Consider the following 19461-nt stretch of genomic DNA (forward strand, 5'->3'; position numbering starts at 1 on the left):
TCCATCACGCCTGTACCGCAGCCTCTTCACTGTGCGCGGTATGCAGTACTTCGATCAGGCAATCTTCGAGTTCGAAGCGCTCGTGCAGCAAGCTGCCCAGCTCGTTCAGCTTCTTCGCGAAGCGCTCAGGATCGTTGCAGTTGCCCTTGTCGCAATGGTCGTTGAAGGCCGTAGCGATTTCAGTGGTCGCATCGATACGCGGGCTGATCTGCTTGGCCAGTTCCAGCCCCTTGGTATCACCAAAGGCCTTGGCTTCGCTGACCAATTGTTCGCTCACTTCAAAATGCCAGGCCGACACGTAATCGATCAGCACCGCACAGAAGTCCCGGCTTTTTTCTTTGTCAGCGAATACCGGCTTGGCGTCGCGCAACGTGCGAAAGGCTGTCACCAGTTCTGCACGCTCATCCAACCAGCGGTCAATAAGCTGATGAACCCCACCCCAGCGTTCCTGAGCATTCTGACAACTATCTAGCATGGCGATCTCTTCCCTTTTGGGTTATGCGCCTGCCCCCGCTCGCAAATGTGCAGAGCAAAGGTGAAAGCAGCAGGCGGCATCGAGCAGCTGTGTTTTCGGTATGCGTGCAGGGAGATTATTCCCGTGCGCCCTAGGCTTCAAGGTACGCAGGCGACAAAGTTCATACAAGTGTTTAATCCCACTTTGACCTGCCGCCGGTCGCAAGCAACCGTAGCCCTGCGCTTCAGCTTTTGAGCGGATGCCGGATAACCGCATGCCGGTAGGCAACCAGACGAAAAAGTAGCAGTGCGGCCAACAGCACGAATGACAACAAGCTCCATTCTGGAACCGTCAGGTCGAGAAAACTCCAGTTGATCGGTGCGCATTCAGCGCTGCCAAGCACCATGACTTTGAGCAACTGACTCAAGGGCATGCTTTCGATGAAATAGTTCATCGATGGCTGACAACCAAGGGTCAGTGCCGATGCGCCCTGCAACCACACATGCCTGGCCGCAAGCAGCGCCCCAGTGGTGGCAAACAACAGCGCCAGCGCCGCGTATACGTAGGTGCCGAAGCGTCCGGGGAAGTGCACCACGGCGCATAGACAGACCAGCACAATACCGACAAGCGACAGCCGCTGGCTGTAACACAACGTACAAGGCGCCAACGCCACACCCCATTCAAGATAGAGCGCAACGGCCAGCACGAGCACCGAGGCCAACAAAGCCGGAAGGAACATTGAGCGCAAGCGGGCCAACGGCATGATGGTTCCGTGATTGAAATAAACAGGCTTCAACGGTAGAGGAAAGTTGCGCCTTGTTTCAAGGCGCGACAAATAAGGCAACTCCCTGAAGAGAAAGGGAATAATCGCTTAGAGGAGTAGTTATTTCGTCTGACTTTGTCAGATATAGAAACTTGTAGCTGTAGGGACTTTCTGAAAGGCCTTGGGCTCGCGCATTACGCACAAGCCCAAGGGTGAATCATGCTTGTACTGCGCCCGGCAAAGGCAAGGCTAGCAGTCGCTTGTCCAGCAAGCCCAAGCCTTCTTGAAACAGCTGGTTGCTGCGCTCGGAATCACCCAGCCCGGCCAATAAACGCGCAAGCTCTGCACAGGCCTCAGGGTTACGTTGAAGGCGCAAACTACTTTCCAGGTAATCACGCGCCTTGCCCCACAGGCGATTCTGCAGGCTCAAACGCCCCAAGGTAAGCAGCAGGCCGGGATCATCGGCATGCGCCTTCAACCAGCCTTCGGCCGTCTGCAACTGGCGTGCGGGGTCTGCGCCACGCACCAGGCCATAGAGCCGCGCCAAGTGGCTTTCATACTCACGCTTGAGTGCAGTGCGCAGGGCCTTTTCCGCCTCGCTTTCGGCACCCAGCTGACGCAACTGCTCGGCATAGGCCAACACCAGTTGCGGCTCCTGGCGCTGCGCCGTCGTGAGCTGCTGCCAGGCCCGCTCCAGCGCCTGCAGAGCGCTTTGCTCTTCACCTTCACGGCTGGCGGCCAGGCTCAGGTTTTCACCCCAGGCGCGTTGCTCCAGCTCGGCCAGCTCGGATGCAGGCAATACCTTGCCTTTGCGCAGCTCCGGCATCAGGCGGATCAGTGCCGACCAGTCGCCACGTTCGCGGTACAGGCGCTGCAGCAACCTGAGCACCTGAGCGTTATGCGGATGACGTTCCTGCATGGCCTGCAAGGTCACCAGCGCCGCATCGCTCTCACCATGGTCCAGTTGCAGCTGGGCATGGCTCAAGGCAATCGCCAGCTCTGCTTGCGGCTGGCGCTCCAGGGCGCGCTCAAGCAGGCTGTCACGCTCTTCGATGCGCCCCAGTTCGTTGGCGGCTCGCGCCGCACCGAGGTAGTACAGCAACGGTTGGCGTTCAGCTTCGGCGGCGCGCTGCAGGTGGCGCTGGGCGCTGGCCCAACGACCTTCTGCGAGGTCCAGCTGACCCTGCTCGATAGCCAGCCGGGTACGACGGCTGCGGTTGCGCCGCGACCACGGGTTGACCACACCGCTGGACGTCAGCACCAGGCCGACCAGGTAGCGCACCAGCAGCACCGCGAGAATGATGCTGGCCAGCACCGCCAGCGCGGCCCAGAGCCCCGATTGATAGCGAAAGCTGCCGTACGAAATCAGCACATAACCGCTGTGCTTGGCGATCGCGATCCCGAGTGCGGCAGCGACCGCAATGGCCACCACCGCCAACAGGTAGACGCGCTTCATGGCTTGGCCTCCTCGGCTGGCAGGTGCCGACGCTCAAGGTAGGCCTGCACCGCGCTGAGGCTGTCGGCCAGGTCCGGAACCACCACCGACACCGGCTCCTCAGCCAAGGCATTGAGGCTGTCGAGCATCGCCTTGCTCTGCGGGTTGTCAGGGTTGAAGTTGGCCAGCAAGACACTGCGCGCATCATCCAGGGCCTGGGTGTAGACCTTGGCCTCACCATTGAGCGCAGCCCACTGCGCCTGCTCGATAGTCAGGCTCAGGGCCAGACGCAATTGGTTCAGCGACTGCCCGGCCAGCAACGGACGTACATTGTCGTCCACGTCGAAATCGATCTGGAAGTACTTGGTCATCTCTGCCCACCACTGCGACCAGCGGCTGGCGCCATCGCCATCGGCGGTCAACGCGCCGAGGGCATCGGCATTACTGTCGAACTCGGGCGACTGAGCACTGAGCTGCTGCACCAGTTCACGCTGAGCCGCCAGCTTCAGGAACAACCCGGTGCGATCCGGCTGCTGCACGCTGTTGAGGGTCGCCAGGCTCTTGGCCAACTGCTCGCGGGCGGCGAAGGCACCCGGGTCGCTCTGCTCACGCAAAATATCATCGGCACCCTGCACCAGCGCACGGGCGCTGACGATGTCTTGCAGGGCCGACAAGCGCAAGCTGGCCAGGCGCAGCAAATGCTCCGCCTCCGCCAGGCGCCAGTCTTTGCGGCTGGCGCCGAGAATGGTTTCCAGGCGCTGGCTCAAGCGCTGCTGATCGCCCTGCAATTGCGCCACCAGACGGCGACGGTCTTCCAGTTCATTGGCCGCAGGCAAACTGGCCAACTGTGCGGATATCTGTTGCTCGCGCAACTGCAGCGCCTGGGTCTTTTCGCTCAAGGATTGCAGGTATTGCCCCTGGCCTTGTTCAGCACCCTGGAGCTGGCGCACTTGCCATACGCCCCAACCACCGACGGCTACGCCTGCGGCGCCAAGCAGCAGCGCGAAGATTGCCAGACCATTGCCTGAACGTTTGCCCGGCGGGGTGGCAGCGGGTTCGGACGCCGCGGGCGTCGATTGCAAGTCATCGTTGGGCAAGACAGTTTCGCTCACGTATCCATCCTTTGCATTGGGCTCGTCGCCAATCAGCTTAGCGCTTCAGAGGGCAGGTGCAGGCATTTGCTGCAGCGCTGCCAACAACGCCGCGGCACTGGCGCCGCGACAGTCCACTACATTCTGTGCCCCGGCATCCCGGGCTTGCGCGGCAACGCGCGGGCTGGGAACGAACAGCGTCAGCTGTGCAAGCTGCGGCCAGTCATTCCCGGCCAACTGCCGCAAATGTTCAAAACCCTGCCCACTGCTGACCACCAGGCCGTTCAGGCGTTCCGCAGTTACACGGGCAGGCAGCACACCGTGCGGGTAAGTCGGCAGCAGGCGGCGATAGAGTTGCAGATAATCGACACTAGCACCTTGCTCGCTGAGACGCTCGGCAAGCAATTCGCGCCCGCCTTCGCCGCGCATGATCAGCACCCGTGGTGCCGGGCCAGCCATTGCCTGGTGCAACGCTGGAAGTTGCAGCAGTGCTTCGCTGTCGTCTCCGGCAGCCGGGTAGCTGACCTGGCAGCCACTGGCTTCGAGCACCTGCGCAGAGGCAGCGCCCACGGTAAACCAGGCCTGCTTGGGCAGTTGCGGCCAGAACCGGGACAACGCCGCCAGCCCAAGACGGGCTGCCGGCTTGCTGACCACGATGATCGCGGCGTAGCGATCCACGCCACGCGCCACGTCCAGCTGCGCTTGATCCAGGCTCAGCGCCTCGATTTCAAGCAGCGGCAGACTGCTGCTGGCAATGCCTTGCTCGGCCAACACCTGCGCCAGCGCAGCGCATTCTTCCGCTGGCCGGGTCAGGAGCAGACGCCAGCTGCTCACGGGTGGCCGGCCTCGCCATAAACGGCTTTGAGGATTTCTTCGGCGCCTTGTTTGAGCAGGTCTTCGGCAACCTGCACACCCAGCGCTTCGGCATCCTGGCGCGGGGCCCGGGCTTGGGCGCACAGCAGCTTGCCGCCACTCGGCTCACCGACCAGGCCACGCAGCCACAGCTGATCGCCTTCAAGCACGGCATAACAGGCAATCGGCACCTGGCAACCGCCATTGAGGTGTTTGTTGAGCGCTCGCTCAGCAACCACGCGGTCAGCAGTGTCCTGATGGTGCAGTGGCGCCAGCAGGGCATGGATCTCGCTGTCTGCACTGCGGCATTCGATGCCCACGGCACCTTGGCCACCCGCAGGCAGGCTGTCTTCGATGCTGATACCTGAGGTGATGCGATCTTCAAAGCCCAGGCGGATCAAACCGGCTGCGGCCAGGATGATTGCGTCGTACTCACCGGCATCGAGCTTGGCCAGGCGCGTGTTGACGTTGCCGCGCAGAAAACGGATTTCAAGGTCAGGGCGACGGGTCAGCAACTGGGCCTGGCGGCGCAGGCTGGAGGTACCGACGATACTGCCAGCTGGCAGCTCATCAAGGCTCTTGAAGGTGTTGGAAACAAAGGCGTCACGCGGGTCTTCGCGCTCGCAGATGCAGTACAGGCCCAGGCCTTGCGGGAAGTCCATGGGCACGTCTTTCATGGAGTGCACCGCGATATCGGCCTGGTTTTCCAGGAGCGCGGTTTCCAGTTCCTTGACGAACAAGCCCTTGCCACCGATTTTCGACAACGGTGAGTCGAGCAGCTTGTCACCCCGGCTGACCATCGGCACCAGCGTGACCAGCAAACCTGGGTGGGCCTGCTCCAGGCGGGCTTTGACGTATTCGGCCTGCCACAGGGCAAGGGCACTTTTGCGTGTGGCGATGCGGATTTCACGAGTGGACATGGATCGATCCGTACAAGATAGATGTAACGGATGATAACAGCTCAGTCCGACCCACTTGCAGATCTATGTCACTGGGAGAATGGACCATCCTTGGTAGGAAAATTCTCCAGGCCCGGCCTAAAGCTGCCGCATCATGTTGCGCACACCGGCCACATGCCGACGGCTGACAATCAATGCGTCGCCATTAAGGCCTTTGAGAAACAGTTGAAAGTGCCCAAGCGGCGTGCGCTGCAGACGCTCGATACGGTTGCGCGCGACCAGTGCATTGCGGTGAATACGCACGAAGCGTTCGCCAAATTCGTCTTCCAGGGCCTTGAGCGGCTCATCCAGGAGCACTTCGCCAGAATCGTGGCGCAAGGTCACGTATTTGTGGTCGGCGATGAAATAGATCACCTGGTCCAGGGGGATCAGCTCGATGCCCTTGCGGGTCCGCGCACTGATATGGCTGCGCGGGCCACTGCCGCTCTCGGCGGCCGGACGGGTCAGCGCCGCCAGTTGGACCCGGCTGGGCCGCTCGGCCTTGCGCAACGCTTCGCGCAGGGCATCGGCGGTCACCGGCTTGAGCACATAACCCAAGGTGCTGTCGGTAAAGGACTGTACGGTGAACTCGTCGTCACTGGTACAGAACACGACTGCCGGCGGGGCTTCGCGCTCGCAGAGGCGCGCGGCGACCTGCAAGCCATCCATACCCGGCATGCGGATGTCGAGCAAGACCACCTCGGGTTTGAGGCTGTCGATCAGGGCCAGAGCCTCTTCACCATTGCTGGCACTGGGCTCCAGTACTGTATAGCCTCCCAGTTCACCTAGCAGTCGGCTCAGGCGTTCCCGGGCTTGGGGTTCGTCATCAACGATCAGGACATTCATATTGCGCTGGATTCCTGCGTGAGTCTCGCACAAGGGTAGCGTAGACAAGTGAGGTACGACCGTCACGGCGATCCACGCTCAGACTCGCACGAAGGCTAAAGATTCACTGGTTCGGCTGGAAACATGCCGATCCTCTGTCCAACTGTAGACGGTTGGCGCAACACTGCCGTTCAATCGATAAATATCCTGTTGCAAGCGTGCTGTCGCGCACCTTTGCTGCGACACATTCACGCATTTGCACCGACCGCCGTCCTGCGGCACAGCCGCTAACCCTGTTATCATCGACACCACTTTTCCGTTCACGCCTTCAACGAGTGAATCCATGAGCACCGACAAGACCAATCAGTCCTGGGGCGGCCGCTTCAGTGAGCCCGTCGACGCCTTCGTCGCCCGTTTCACCGCCTCCGTCAATTTTGACCAGCGCCTGTACCGCCACGACATCATGGGTTCGATCGCCCACGCCACCATGCTGGCGAAGGTCGGCGTGCTGACCGATGCCGAGCGCGACACCATCATCGATGGCCTGAAAACCATCCAGGGCGAGATCGAAGCCGGTAACTTCGACTGGCGCGTCGACCTTGAAGACGTGCACATGAACATCGAAGCACGCCTGACCGACCGCATCGGCATCACCGGTAAAAAACTGCACACCGGCCGTAGCCGTAACGACCAGGTCGCTACCGACATCCGCTTGTGGCTGCGTGACGAGATCGACCTGATCCTGGCCGAAATCACCCGCCTGCAAAAAGGTCTGCTGGAACAAGCCGAGCGCGAAGCCGAAACCATCATGCCCGGCTTCACCCACCTGCAAACCGCTCAGCCTGTGACCTTCGGCCACCATCTGCTGGCCTGGTTCGAAATGCTCAGCCGTGACTATGAGCGTCTGGTCGATTGCCGCAAGCGCACCAACCGCATGCCGCTGGGCAGCGCTGCGCTGGCGGGCACCACCTACCCGATCGATCGCGAACTGACCTGCCAGCTGCTGGGCTTCGAAGCCGTAGGCGGCAACTCGCTGGACGGCGTTTCCGACCGCGACTTCGCCATTGAATTCTGCGCCGCGGCCAGCGTGGCAATGATGCACCTGTCGCGCTTCTCCGAAGAGCTGGTGCTGTGGACCAGCGCCCAGTTCCAGTTCATCGACCTGCCCGACCGCTTCTGCACCGGCAGCTCGATCATGCCGCAGAAGAAGAACCCGGACGTTCCGGAGCTGGTTCGCGGCAAGACCGGCCGCGTATTCGGTGCCCTCACCGGCCTGTTGACCCTGATGAAAGGCCAGCCGCTGGCTTACAACAAGGACAACCAGGAAGACAAAGAGCCGCTGTTCGACGCCGCCGACACCCTGCGCGACTCGCTGCGTGCCTTTGCCGACATGATCCCGGCGATCAAGCCACGCCACGCAATCATGCGCGAAGCCGCCCTGCGTGGTTTCTCGACCGCCACTGACCTGGCCGATTACCTGGTGCGCCGCGGCCTGCCATTCCGTGACTGCCACGAAATCGTCGGCCACGCGGTCAAGTACGGGGTCGACAGCGGTAAAGACCTGGCCGAAATGAGCCTGGACGAACTGCGTCAGTTCAGCGACCAGATCGAGCAGGACGTGTTCGCGGTGCTGACGCTGGAAGGTTCGGTCAACGCCCGTAACCACATCGGCGGTACCGCACCGGCCCAGGTGCGCGCTGCGGTTGCTCGCGGTCAGGCCCTGCTGGCCAGCCGCTGAGTCACTGAACAGGCTCGTCGGCGCAATGCCGCGAGCCTGCTGCTGGTGTGCAGGCTAGCGCTTGCCGCCACGCACCATCTCAAGGAACGCCGGCATTTGCGCGTCCTTGTCTGCGGCGATTTTCTGCACGTTAGGGTTCTGCTTGAAGTGTTTGAGCAGGGCCTTGGCCTGCGGGAAGTCCGCCAACAGGTCCATGTCGAACACCTCTTTGCCCACTGCACTGGCCAAATCCAGGCTGAAGCAGAACATCACATCGGCAAGGGTCATCTGGTTACCGGCAACGTAAGGCGAGAACGCGCCGTTGCGCTTGAGGGTCTGCACCCCAGCCAGCAGTTCTGCCTTGGCTTTTTCTTTGATCGCCGGGTCAACCTTGGCACCAAAGAAGGCCTCGGGATAACAGGCACGGGCGGGCAGTTCGATATACAGCTCGATTTCCTTGACCAGCTCGCGCACCTTGGCCTGGGCAAAGGCATCAGCCGGCAGCAGGGCTTTCTCGCCGGGCTGGGTCTGTTCGATGTAATCGAGGATCAGGTTGGTTTCGCTGAGAAAGCCATGCTCAGTCTCCAGCACGGGCACCTTGCCGCGCGGACTGACCTTCAGCGCCTCCGGGCTCTGGCCGCCAAAAAACAGCACTTCTTCGAACGCAACGCCTTTTTCCAACAGCGCCAGCTTGACCATGTTGTAGTAATTGCTGACGGCAAATCCATGAAGCTTAAGCATGAAAACAGCCTCCAGGCCGCAAAGGGGGTTGGCCGAGTTGTTATAGCCCCATGCCCGGTTACTGACCAGCATCATGGCGTTTGTCGATAGCAAGGCATTGGCGTCTGGCTCGTGGCAAACTGAGCATCCCTTGAAAGGAGATTCGCCCATGAGCGAGCCAACCGATATCGACAACGACGAAGAAGAGTTCGCCGAGTCGACCTTGATCGAAGCGATCGAAAACCAGATCGAAAGCGATAACCCGCCTGCGGCCAAAGCCACCTTCAACAAACTCACCCTCGTCGGTTACGAGCGCGAAGACATCCTCAACCTCATGGCCCACGTGCTGGCCTACGAGATCGATGCGATGCTTGAAGATGACCGCGCTTTTGACACTCAGTGGTATGAGACCGCCTTGCGCGCCCTGCCTGAGCTGCCACCTGAAAAGGACTGAAGCAAAGCAGGATTTCCCTGACTACACTGCAAAACCAGGCACCGCCAACGGTGCTGCCCTCCTTGTCTGGAAGTCGGAGTTTCTATGTCGTTTACCCCCGATCTGATTGCCGAGCTGGAAGTCCTTGCCCTGTTCAACCTGGATAGCACCCAGGAAGGTATCAAGGTTCATAACACCGCTTCGAAAGCGCTTATCGACGCCGCCCAGCGCCTGTACGACAAACAACTGACCGACCAGCCTGATGGCGGTTACCTGACCAGCCTGGGGCATGATGCGGCTGAGCATGCGCAGCAGCTGTTGACCATTTTGAACGTCACTCAGCCGGCCTGAGAACACTGTAAATCGCGGGGCAAGCCCGCTCCTACCGGGTGGGAGCGGGCTTGCCCCGCGACGCGTTAATAAAATGGCGTCAAATTTCAATTAGCGCTTAAACTTGCCCGTGCTCCCTGACGGCCGGTTTAGCCCGCAATGAACCACCCCCACGAAATCCGCCCCGACCTTGACCAGGGCATCGACCGCAAAGTGCTCAGCCAGCTGCGCACGCGCTTTCTGACGCTCAATCAGGGCCGTTTGGCGCGCGCCATGGAAGGGTTGTCGAGCCGTCAGCAGCAAGTGCTGACCCTGCTGCCGCTGTTCTTGCACGTCAATCACCCCCTACTGCCCGGGTACGTATCGGGAACCACGCCCGCAGGCGTTGCGAATTTTGAACCGGATAACCAGCTACTCGCCGAAGCCCAGCGCCTGACGCGCTCATTCGCCTATAAGCCGCGCCACGGCAATCCACCCCAGGCTATTCAAGGCTTGTTCCTGATGGGCAGCTTGGGCACCCTGGCCCAGGCCGAACAAAGCGATATGGACGTCTGGGTCTGCCATGCCACCGAGCTCAACGAGAGCGAGCTGGCAGAGCTGCGCAAGAAATGCCAACTCTTGGAAACATGGGCCGCCAGTCAGGGCGCCGAAGCCCATCTGTTTCTGATCGAGCCGCAAAGTTTTGCCAAGGGTGAGCGCGACAGCCAACTGAGCTCCGATGACTGCGGCACCACCCAGCACTACTTGCTGCTCGATGAGTTCTACCGCACCGCCATCTGGCTCGCCGGGCGCACACCGCTGTGGTGGATGGTGCCGACCTATGAAGAAGCCCGTTATCACCCGTACATCGCAACCCTGCTGTCCAAGCGTTTCGTCCGCCCCGAGGACAACCTCGATCTGGGCCATTTGGCGCACATACCAGCGGGTGAGTACGTCGGTGCAGGGCTGTGGCAGTTGTTCAAAGGCATCGAGTCGCCTTACAAATCGGTGCTCAAACTGCTCCTGACCGAGGCCTACGCCAGTGAACACCCGCAGGTACAGTGCCTGAGCCTGCAGTTCAAGCAGGCGGTGTTCGCCAATCGCCTCGATCTCGACGAACTTGATCCGTACATGATGGTGTACCGGCGTATTGAGCAGTACCTGCAAGGGCGTGGCGAACAACAACGCCTGGAACTGGTACGCCGCAGCCTGTACCTGAAAGTGAACAAGAAACTCACCGGCAGCGGACGCCAGCGCAGTGCCAGCTGGCAGCGCGACCTGCTCCAGCGCCTGACCCAGGAATGGGGCTGGGACGAACGCCAGCTGACCCTGCTCGACAGCCGTAACCAGTGGAAAGTGCGCCACGTTGCCGTCGAGCGCCGCGAACTGGTGGCCGAACTCAACTTCAGCTATCGCTTCCTGTGCCAGTTTGCCCGTAACCAAAACGTCGCCAGCTGCATCGATCAACGCGACCTCAGCGTGCTCGGACGGCGCCTGTACGCGGCCTTCGAGCGCCGTGCCGGCAAGGTTGAGTTCATCAACCCGGGGATCGCCCCGGACCTGGGCGAAGACACCCTGACGCTGGTCCAGTCGCCTAACCGCAAAGAGCCCGGGCACGTGCACTGGGGCCTGTACAACGGCAACCTGGGGGCTCATGAGTGGGAACATTTTGCGCCGATCAAGCGCTGCCGCGAGCTGCTTGAACTGCTGGCCTGGGCTCACCGCAATGGCGTGATCGACAGCAGCACACGCCTGGCCCTGCACCCAGGCAGCAGCGACTTGAGCGAGCACGAGCTGTTCAACCTGCTCGGTAGCCTGCAACAGGCTGTCGCCCTGCCCCTGGCGGAAGTCTGCGAGCAACGCCTGCTGCAGCCCAGCGTGGCTGACGAGGTGCTGCTGCTGATCAACGTCGGGGTCGATCCGCTGCGCCACCATCGCGACCTGAACATCCTGATGACCACCGAACGCACCGACTCGCTGAGCTATGCCGGGGTGCGTGAAAACCTGGTGCTAACCCTGGATCAGGTGACCCTCAACAGTTGGAACGAGGTACAGGTGCAGCGCTACGACGGCGAGCATGCCCTGCTGCGCTGCCTGCGTGACTACCTCAACAGCCTGGGGCATACCAAGCACCTGCCACGCTTGCAGGTACGCTGCTTCTGCCACAATCGCGCCCAGGCCATTGCCCAGCGGGTTGAAGACGTCTTCAGCACTGCCCAGGCGCTGTTAGCGCAGAACCTCAACCACCGTTACCTGCTGCAGGTCGAGCAATACACCCATGTCCTGGAACTGCAGGGCAACGCAGTGAATCTGGTCAGCCTTGATGATCAGGAGGCGCTACTGCGCTATCTGGGCAAGGAACGTAATAACTACAGCCCCCTGCACCTGGATGCCAACGCCCTGCAGGAGCTCGACCTGGCCCAACTCTTACCCCTGGGCCAAGCGCAGTGCATCCAGTTGTTCTACCGGGTACAGGACGGCTGGGTCGATGTTTACGTGCTGGACGAGCACAACGCGCTGTGGCAACAACGCCTGCCATTTCATGATGAAAGCAGCCTGTTACGGCCCCTGCAGCGCTTCTTGCAGTCGATCGTGTTTCGCCGCGAAGCACGCCTGCCGTTGGAGCGTCTGCAGGCCCGCGGCGCTCTGGATATTCTTTATTACCAATTGTTGCCATCAGGCCCTGGCAAGGTCCGCCAGGTGGAAAGCCGCCAGGTCGAGTTCACGACCCTCGACAAGCCGTACTACGAAGTGCAGGCGATTTTGCAGGCAGGCGCCAATGACGATGTGCAGGTCACGCTGTACTGCAACCAGCGCGAGTTTTCCCAGCTCGAACATGGCGATCAACTGTACACCGTGGTCGCCCGCGAGATCATCGAACAGCGCCGCGAGGCCGAACACTACCCTTGCTACATCACCGACCTGGACCTCTCCGAACTGCTGGCAGATGAGCAAGACTCGACCATCACCTACCTGCGATACAAACGCGAGCTGGAACAGGCGCTGAGCAACGGACTCAAGCAATTGCAGACGGCACAGGAAACGTCGAGCACACCGCAATGAATTGACTTGCGGTGCGTTTCCCGCTGCCTGTCAGCCCCCTGGCTGGCAAATGCTGCACACCTCTCAGAATAAGAGGTGTGACATGAACAAAGAAAATTGGATGGGTAACACCCCGGAGCTTGGCAGCTTACGCATCGATCAACTGATCCTGCCTGGCAGTCATGACTCCGGGATGGACAAGCAGATAGACAATCTGTGCGTCCCTCAAGAGATCACCCAAGATGTGTCGTGCATCGAACAGATCCGCGGGGGCATTCGCGTGCTGGATCTCAGAGTTCGGGCCTATCGTGAATACACCCCGGACTCGCCTTACCGTTACCAACTGTTCCACCTTACTTCGTCGGGACGAACCCTGTACGGCGATGTGATCAGCCAGTTGGAGCAGTTCTATCAGCAGCCTGCCAATGCCAAGGAAATCATCATCCTCGATTTCCATCAGTTCGACCGGTTCACGCCTCAAGAGCACCTGTGGCTACAGCAAGCGTTGCAGCCGCGCCTGGAACAACGCTTGATTCCCTGGTCGCTGAGCCACTTGACCCTGAATGAGCTGTGGCGTGATCACCCGGGCAAGACCGTGGTTGTGGCGTACAACGGCCCGAGCAGGCCCGAATACTGGCCCGGCGTTAAGCAGGTATGGATGGGTGAGAATACGCCCAGCACAGAAGAGCTGAAGGCCTTCATGGACGAAGCGGCAGCAAGCCGGGCATCAAGCGACTGGCTGACGTCGATCCAGTGCGCCAAGTACAACAAGGTGCTGTTCACTCCGGACGATTTCAGCGACAAGATCGACGAGTGGTTCGACTCCAAAGACCTGGACAGCTACATCCAGAACTTCCGCATCATCAACACCGATTGGTCGCTGCGCAGCCGCATCGTCGAGAACTGTGTCCACGCCAGCACACTGCGGGCGTTGAGCGTCAGGTAATCATGCCGTGATCGGTCGCCTATCCACAGACAGGCGACCGCGAGGCATCAGAGGTCGAAGTCGCCAGCCGCTTCTGGCTGGTACTCGACTTCCAGCAGCTTGAGCTTGAGGGTCTTGCCGCCTGGCGCTGGCCAGTCGATCTGTTCACCCACCGACAGGCCCAGCAGCGCGCTGCCGATCGGCGCCAGGATGGAGATCTTGCCTTCGTCTGCGTTGGCATCCTTGGGGTAGACCAGGGTCAGGTGGTAGTCCTTGCCGCTGGCTTCTTCGCGGCAATGAACCCGGGAGTTCATGGTCACGACACCGGCCGGCACTTCCTCGTGACTGACCAGCTCGGCCCGGTCCAGCTCATCCTGCAGGGCGAGCACACCCGGCGAGTCCTGCGTCTTTTCATCGAGGCTGTCGATCAGACGCTCGAGACGCTGAACGTCCAATCGGGTGACGATAATGGAAGGCGTGGTGCTCATGATCCAATCAGGCTCCTTTTTCTGAGCGGCATAAAGCAAAACCCCGCCCAAGGGCGGGGTTTGCAAGAACTCGGCACAGCCGAACTAAGTCCGACACTACCACAGCCAAGTAAATACACAATAGCTATAGGGTTTAGCTCGCCCCTGCCAACTGCCGGCGAACCTGAGCCTGCTGACAGATCTGCCGACGCTGCTGATCATCGGCCGAGCGCCACTGGCGAATGTCTTCGACATGGCGAAAACAGCCGATGCACACCTTGTGCTCGTCCAGTCGGCAGGTGCTGATGCAGGGCGACGGCACCGCCGGGCTGACGTTGCTGTAGAGCGGCTTGGCCGGTTTGGCTGCAGTGCTCATCTCAAATCTCGTCGAAGTCCAGCTTTTCGCCGACGCGTTCCCAGACAATCCGCTCCAGCATCTCGCCGAGCAGCTCTTCGCTTTTCTCGCAGACCCACTTGCCGCTGGCTTCGTCGTAGTCGAAGTGGAAACCACCGGACTTGTCGGCCAACCACAGCTGGCGCAGTGGTTCCTGGCGGCTGAAGATCAACTGGGCGCCGTCTTCGAACTTGATGGTCAGAATCCCCGCCGAGTTCTCCATGTCCAGATCCAGGTCCGTCTCATCGAACAGGTCTTCCAGTGCCTGTTGGGTCGCGTCGACCAGGTCGTGAAAACGCGCTTCGGTCAAACTCATTGCAAGAACCTCAAAAATGTCTGCACACACGCAAGCCGGGCAAGATACGAGTGCCGCGCGCCGAATGCAAAGGATAACGACCTGCGTCCACTGGCGCAGCTCCCCCCCCGCCCGACGGCGAGCTGCCTGCATAGGCAAGGCGGCGGGTGCTCGGTATACTCGGGCGCAATACTGCTTATTTCAAAGGATTACGCCATGAAGCGCCTGATCTCCTCCCTCGCGGCGCTCGTCGCGATTGCCTTGCTTGTGTCCGCCTGCGGCCAGAAGGGCCCGCTGTACCTGCCAGACGACAGTAAAGACGGTCAAAAGTCGCAATCGCACAAGCATCAGTAAGGGTAAACCATGGACGCTTTCAACTACCGCGACGATCAACTGTTCGCGGAAGGCGTGGCCCTGTCGGCCATCGCCGAACGTTTCGGTACACCAACCTACGTCTACTCGCGCGCCCACATCGAGGCCCAGTACCGTAGCTATGCCGACGCCCTGCAGGGCGTTTCGCACCTGGTGTGCTTTGCTGTCAAAGCCAACTCCAACCTGGGTGTGCTGAACCTGCTGGCGCGCCTGGGCGCAGGTTTCGATATCGTTTCCGGCGGTGAGCTGGAGCGTGTCCTGGCCGCTGGCGGCCGTGCCGACCGCGTGGTGTTCTCCGGTGTGGGTAAAACCCGCGAAGACATGCGCCGCGCCCTGGAAGTCGGCGTGCACTGCTTCAACGTCGAGTCCACCGACGAGCTGGAGCGCCTGCAAGTGGTTGCCGCCGAAATGGGCCTGCGTGCGCCTGTCTCGCTGCGGGTCAACCCGGACGTCGACGCCGGCACCCACCCGTACATTTCCACCGGCCTTAAAGAAAACAAGTTCGGTATCGCCATCGCCGATGCCGAAGAGGTGTACATCCGCGCCGCGCAGTTGCCTAACCTGGAAGTGATCGGTGTCGACTGCCACATCGGTTCGCAGCTCACCACCCTGGAACCCTTCCTCGATGCCCTCGACCGCCTGCTGGCGCTGATCGACCGCCTCGGCGACTGCGGCATCCTCCTGCGCCACCTCGACCTGGGCGGCGGTGTTGGCGTGCGTTACCGCGACGAAGAGCCGCCGCTGGCCGGCGACTACATCAAGGCCATTCGCGAGCGCGTCGGCGAGCGTGACCTGGCCCTGGTGTTCGAGCCTGGCCGTTACATCGTGGCCAACGCTGGCGTCCTGCTGACCCGCGTCGAATACCTCAAGCACACCGAACACAAAGACTTCGCCATTGTCGATGCGGCCATGAACGACCTGATCCGTCCGGCCCTGTACCAGGCCTGGATGAACGTCACCGCCGTGCAGCCTCGCGCGGGCGAAGGTCGCAACTATGACGTGGTCGGGCCGATCTGCGAAACCGGAGATTTCCTCGCCAAGGAGCGCACGCTCAACCTGGCCGAAGGCGATCTGCTGGCGGTGCACTCGGCGGGCGCCTATGGTTTTGTCATGAGCTCGAACTACAACACCCGTGGCCGTTGCGCCGAAGTGCTGGTCGATGGCGACCAGGCGTTCGAAGTACGTCGCCGGGAAACCGTAGCCGAGTTGTTTGCCGGCGAAAGCCTGCTGCCGGAGTAAACCCATGCTGCTGCGTTTTACCAAAATGCATGGGCTGGGCAATGACTTCATGGTCCTCGACCTGGTCAGCCAGCATGCGCACATCCTGCCCAAGCACGCCAAACAATGGGGTGATCGTCACACCGGTATCGGCTTCGACCAGTTGCTGATCGTCGAAGCACCGAGCAATCCGGAGGTGGACTTTCGCTACCGGATTTTCAACTCCGACGGCTCGGAAGTGGAGCAGTGCGGCAACGGCGCGCGCTGCTTCGCGCGCTTCGTGCTGGACAAGCGTCTGACCGCGAAGAAACGCATCCGCGTTGAAACCAAAGGCGGCATCATCGAACTGGATGTACGCAACGACGGGCAGATCTGCGTCGACATGGGCCCGCCTCGTCTGGCACCCGCCGAGATTCCGTTCGATGCACCGGCGCAGGCCTTGAGCTACCCGCTGGAGGTGGCCGGGCAACAGGTTGAACTGGCTGCCGTGTCGATGGGTAACCCCCACGCCGTACTACGGGTCAGCGACATCAACAGCGCGCCGGTTCACGACCTGGGGCCGAAAATCGAGCACCACCCGCGCTTCCCGCAGCGGGTCAATGTCGGCTTCATCCAGGTCATCGACCGCCATCGCGCCCAACTGCGCGTCTGGGAACGTGGCGCCGGGGAAACCCAGGCCTGCGGTACCGGCGCCTGCGCCGCCGCCGTGGCCGCAATCAGCCAGGGCTGGATGGATTCACCGTTACTGATCGACCTTCCCGGTGGGCGCCTGTCCATCGAATGGGAAGGCCCGGGCAAGCCGGTGCTGATGACCGGCCCAGCCGTGCGTGTATTTGAAGGACAGGTTCGTCTATGAGTGAGTGCCAACCATGACCGATCAGCCCCAGGCTCCTGCCGAACAGCCCACCGACCTTAGCGCCGAGGGCTCGACGCCCGCCTTCGGGGCTGATGCCGTGGTGGCCTTTCTGCGCGACAACCCGACGTTCTTCGCCGAGCACGATGAACTGCTCAGCGAGTTGCACATCCCCCACCAGCGTGGCGATAGCGTTTCGCTGGTGGAGCGCCAACTCAAGCTGCTGCGCGACCGCAATATCGAGATGCGCCACCGCCTCTCGCAATTGATGGACGTGGCCCGCGACAACGACCGCTTGTTCGATAAAACCCGCCGCCTGATTCTCGACCTGCTCGATGCCGACAGCCTGGAAACCGTGGTCATGGCCGTTGAAGACAGCCTGCGCCAGGAATTCAAGGTGCCCTTCGTGAGCCTGATCCTGTTCGGCGACAGCGCCGCGCCAGTGGGGCGTTGGGTCAACAGCGCCGACGCCCAGCAAGCCATCGGTGGCCTGCTGTGCAGCGGTAAAACCGTCAGCGGCAACCTGCGCGAGCATGAACTGGACTTCCTGTTTGGCGAAGACCAGCGCAAGGAAGTCGGCTCTACCGCCGTTGCCACCCTGAACCATCAAGGCCTGCATGGCGTACTGGCGATCGCCAGCCGAGACCCGCAGCACTACAAAAGCAGCGTCGGCACCCTGTTCCTCAGCTACATCGCCGAAGTGCTCGGCCGCGTGGTGCCACGCTTTACCCAGACCTTGCGCCCGGTGCGCTGATGGAACGCCAGCTACAGGCTTTCTGCGCGCATCTGCGCAATGAACGCCAGGTATCCGAACATACCCAGCTGGCCTACCGCCGCGACCTCGACAACGTGTTGGCCTACTGCAGCAAAGCCGGAATCGACAGCTGGAATGCCCTGCAGATCCAGCACCTGCGCCAGTTCATCGCCCGTCAGCACCATCAGGGCCAGTCATCGCGCAGCCTGGCCCGCCTGCTCTCGGCGGTGCGCGGCTTCTACCGCTACCTCAACCGCGAAGGCCTGTGCAGCCACGACCCGGCCAACGGCCTGTCAGCGCCCAAAGGCGAACGGCGGCTGCCGAAAACCCTCGACACCGACCGTGCCCTGCAACTGCTCGACGGCGCCGTGGAAGATGACTTCCTCGCCCGCCGCGACCAGGCCATGCTCGAGCTGTTCTACTCCTCGGGCTTGCGCCTGTCGGAGCTGACCAGCCTCAACACCGACCAGCTCGACTTGCCCGCAGGGCTGGTGCAAGTCCACGGCAAGGGCAGCAAGACCCGCGTCCTGCCGGTCGGCCGCAAGGCACGCGAAGCCCTGGAGCAATGGCTGGCCCTGCGCGGCATCAGCGCGCCACAAGACAACGCCGTGTTCGTCAGCCGCCAGGGCCGCCGTCTTGGCCCCCGGGCTATCCAGGTGCGCGTACAGGCTGCCGGCGAGCGCGAACTCGGCCAGAACCTGCACCCGCACATGCTGCGGCACTCGTTTGCCAGCCACTTGCTCGAGTCGTCGCAAGACCTGCGCGCCGTGCAAGAGATGCTTGGCCATGCCGACATTGCCACCACACAGATCTACACTCACCTTGATTTCCAGCATTTGGCCGCCGTCTATGACAGCGCCCATCCGCGGGCCAAACGCAGCAAGGGCAGCGACTCATGAGCATCGAGCTGATCACTTTCGACCTCGACGACACCCTCTGGGATACCGCACCGGTCATCCTCAGCGCCGAGGCCGTTCTCAGGGACTGGCTAGCCGCCAATGCTCCCGACCTGGGCGCAGTGCCGGTTGAGCACCTGTACAGCATCCGCGAGCGCCTGGTCGCGGCCGAGCCAGGGCTCAAACACCGCATCAGCGCCTTGCGCCGCCGCGTGCTGTTCCATGCCCTGGAGGATGTTGGCTACAGCGAAAACAAAGCCCGTGAGCTGGCCAACGAAGGCTTCGAAGTGTTCCTTCACGCCCGCCATCAGGTCGATATTTTCCCGGAAGTGCAGCCAGTGCTGGAGATCCTCCGTCACCACTACACCCTGGGCGTGGTCACCAATGGCAATGCCGATGTGCGTCGCCTGGGGCTGGCCGACTACTTCAAATTTGCCCTGTGCGCCGAAGACGTCGGCATTGGCAAACCGGACCCGAAACCCTTCCTTGAAGCGTTGCGCCAAGGCCAGGTCGAGGCGCACGCCGCCGTGCATATCGGCGACCACCCCGGTGACGACATCGCCGGAGCCCAGCGCGCAGGCCTGCGGGCGATCTGGTTCAATCCCCAGGGCAAGACCTGGGATGCCGACAGCCGTCCTGACGCTGAGATCCAGCGCCTTTCGCAGTTGCCTGAGCTGCTCAATAGCTGGCGCTGAAACCCCCGGTGGG

General features: G+C 61.5%; 22 protein-coding genes and 1 pseudogene. 11 read left to right on the top strand and 12 right to left on the bottom strand.

The features are described from left to right. Positions 1-4 precede the first annotated feature (4 nt). The 8 genes and pseudogenes from rsd to ACVWSC_RS27905 all read right to left on the bottom strand — a co-directional run. On the bottom strand, positions 5-475 hold the full coding sequence (gene rsd, locus ACVWSC_RS27870; protein WP_442110690.1) for a sigma D regulator: 471 nt from the start codon (positions 473-475) through the stop codon (positions 5-7). Positions 476-698: 223 nt separating this feature from the next. Next, a complete protein-coding gene (locus ACVWSC_RS27875) occupies positions 699-1217 on the bottom strand; it encodes a disulfide bond formation protein B (RefSeq protein WP_442110691.1) in 519 nt (172 codons plus the stop codon). Positions 1218-1434: 217 nt separating this feature from the next. Continuing rightward, positions 1435-2673 carry a heme biosynthesis protein HemY gene (locus ACVWSC_RS27880; protein WP_442110693.1) on the bottom strand — a complete coding sequence of 413 codons (1239 nt, stop codon included), beginning with the start codon at positions 2671-2673 and terminating at the stop codon, positions 1435-1437. Next, complete coding sequence (locus ACVWSC_RS27885) at positions 2670-3764, bottom strand: uroporphyrinogen-III C-methyltransferase (RefSeq protein WP_442110695.1); 1095 nt, start codon at positions 3762-3764, stop codon at positions 2670-2672. Before ACVWSC_RS27885 ends, ACVWSC_RS27880 begins: the two co-directional genes overlap by 4 nt. A gap of 45 nt (positions 3765-3809) precedes the next feature. Continuing rightward, positions 3810-4577, bottom strand: a complete 768-nt coding sequence (locus ACVWSC_RS27890; RefSeq protein ID WP_442110697.1) for a uroporphyrinogen-III synthase — start codon at positions 4575-4577, stop codon at positions 3810-3812. Further along, positions 4574-5515, bottom strand: a complete 942-nt coding sequence (hemC, locus tag ACVWSC_RS27895) for a hydroxymethylbilane synthase (protein WP_442110699.1) — start codon at positions 5513-5515, stop codon at positions 4574-4576. Before hemC ends, ACVWSC_RS27890 begins: the two co-directional genes overlap by 4 nt. A gap of 117 nt (positions 5516-5632) precedes the next feature. Then, positions 5633-6379 (bottom strand): LytR/AlgR family response regulator transcription factor, encoded by a 747-nt coding sequence (locus ACVWSC_RS27900; protein ID WP_442110701.1) that lies wholly within the window; start codon positions 6377-6379, stop codon positions 5633-5635. Next, positions 6376-6482, bottom strand: a pseudogene (locus tag ACVWSC_RS27905) (sensor histidine kinase); the annotation flags it as partial. The gene ACVWSC_RS27900 and the pseudogene ACVWSC_RS27905, both read right to left, overlap by 4 nt. Positions 6483-6701: 219 nt before the next feature. Here ACVWSC_RS27905 and argH point away from each other — a divergent pair. Beyond that, positions 6702-8096 carry an argininosuccinate lyase gene (gene argH / locus ACVWSC_RS27910; RefSeq protein WP_442110703.1) on the top strand — a complete coding sequence of 465 codons (1395 nt, stop codon included), beginning with the start codon at positions 6702-6704 and terminating at the stop codon, positions 8094-8096. Positions 8097-8150: 54 nt separating this feature from the next. Here argH and ACVWSC_RS27915 read toward each other — a convergent pair whose 3' ends face one another. After that, the gene (locus ACVWSC_RS27915; protein ID WP_442110705.1) at positions 8151-8816 is read right to left on the bottom strand and encodes a glutathione S-transferase family protein; all 666 of its coding nucleotides are present in this window, start codon (positions 8814-8816) and stop codon (positions 8151-8153) included. 148 nt (positions 8817-8964) lie between these two features. Here ACVWSC_RS27915 and ACVWSC_RS27920 point away from each other — a divergent pair, with 148 nt between their 5' ends. From ACVWSC_RS27920 to ACVWSC_RS27935, 4 genes are all read left to right on the top strand, one after another. After that, complete coding sequence (locus tag ACVWSC_RS27920; protein WP_442110707.1) at positions 8965-9249, top strand: hypothetical protein; 285 nt, start codon at positions 8965-8967, stop codon at positions 9247-9249. Between the two features lie 84 nt (positions 9250-9333). Further along, complete coding sequence (locus ACVWSC_RS27925; protein ID WP_442110709.1) at positions 9334-9579, top strand: TIGR02647 family protein; 246 nt, start codon at positions 9334-9336, stop codon at positions 9577-9579. A 138-nt stretch (positions 9580-9717) separates the two neighbouring features. Beyond that, positions 9718-12600: a class I adenylate cyclase gene (locus ACVWSC_RS27930; RefSeq protein WP_442110711.1), complete on the top strand. Its 2883-nt coding sequence runs from the start codon at positions 9718-9720 to the stop codon at positions 12598-12600. Positions 12601-12682: 82 nt separating this feature from the next. Further along, positions 12683-13525 carry a PI-PLC domain-containing protein gene (locus ACVWSC_RS27935; RefSeq protein ID WP_442110713.1) on the top strand — a complete coding sequence of 281 codons (843 nt, stop codon included), beginning with the start codon at positions 12683-12685 and terminating at the stop codon, positions 13523-13525. Positions 13526-13572: 47 nt separating this feature from the next. Here the strand turns inward: ACVWSC_RS27935 and rnk are convergent, their stop codons facing one another. From rnk to cyaY, 3 genes are all read right to left on the bottom strand, one after another. Further along, on the bottom strand, positions 13573-13992 hold the full coding sequence (rnk, locus tag ACVWSC_RS27940; RefSeq protein WP_442110715.1) for a nucleoside diphosphate kinase regulator: 420 nt from the start codon (positions 13990-13992) through the stop codon (positions 13573-13575). A gap of 133 nt (positions 13993-14125) precedes the next feature. Further along, positions 14126-14347, bottom strand: a complete 222-nt coding sequence (locus ACVWSC_RS27945) for a DUF1289 domain-containing protein (RefSeq protein WP_442110717.1) — start codon at positions 14345-14347, stop codon at positions 14126-14128. Between the two features lies 1 nt (position 14348). After that, positions 14349-14681, bottom strand: coding sequence for an iron donor protein CyaY (cyaY, locus tag ACVWSC_RS27950; RefSeq protein ID WP_442110719.1), 333 nt, complete (start codon positions 14679-14681; stop codon positions 14349-14351). 195 nt (positions 14682-14876) lie between these two features. On the opposite strand from cyaY, the gene lptM reads away from it, so the two are divergent. From lptM to ACVWSC_RS27980, 6 genes are read left to right on the top strand one after another with little or no spacing between them, the layout of a single operon-like run. Then, complete coding sequence (gene lptM / locus ACVWSC_RS27955; protein WP_442110723.1) at positions 14877-15014, top strand: LPS translocon maturation chaperone LptM; 138 nt, start codon at positions 14877-14879, stop codon at positions 15012-15014. Between the two features lie 9 nt (positions 15015-15023). Then, on the top strand, positions 15024-16271 hold the full coding sequence (lysA, locus tag ACVWSC_RS27960) for a diaminopimelate decarboxylase (protein WP_442110725.1): 1248 nt from the start codon (positions 15024-15026) through the stop codon (positions 16269-16271). 4 nt (positions 16272-16275) lie between these two features. Beyond that, on the top strand, positions 16276-17106 hold the full coding sequence (gene dapF / locus ACVWSC_RS27965) for a diaminopimelate epimerase (protein ID WP_442110727.1): 831 nt from the start codon (positions 16276-16278) through the stop codon (positions 17104-17106). 13 nt (positions 17107-17119) lie between these two features. After that, positions 17120-17857, top strand: a complete 738-nt coding sequence (locus ACVWSC_RS27970; protein WP_442110729.1) for a DUF484 family protein — start codon at positions 17120-17122, stop codon at positions 17855-17857. Continuing rightward, entirely contained in the window at positions 17857-18756 is a 900-nt protein-coding gene (xerC, locus tag ACVWSC_RS27975) for a tyrosine recombinase XerC (RefSeq protein ID WP_442110731.1), read from the top strand. The genes ACVWSC_RS27970 and xerC overlap by 1 nt, the downstream gene beginning before the upstream one ends. After that, a complete protein-coding gene (locus tag ACVWSC_RS27980) occupies positions 18753-19448 on the top strand; it encodes an HAD family hydrolase (RefSeq protein WP_442110732.1) in 696 nt (231 codons plus the stop codon). The genes xerC and ACVWSC_RS27980 overlap by 4 nt, the downstream gene beginning before the upstream one ends. The last annotated feature ends 13 nt before the right edge of the window (positions 19449-19461 follow it).

Source organism: Pseudomonas sp. NUPR-002 (assembly GCF_056322725.1).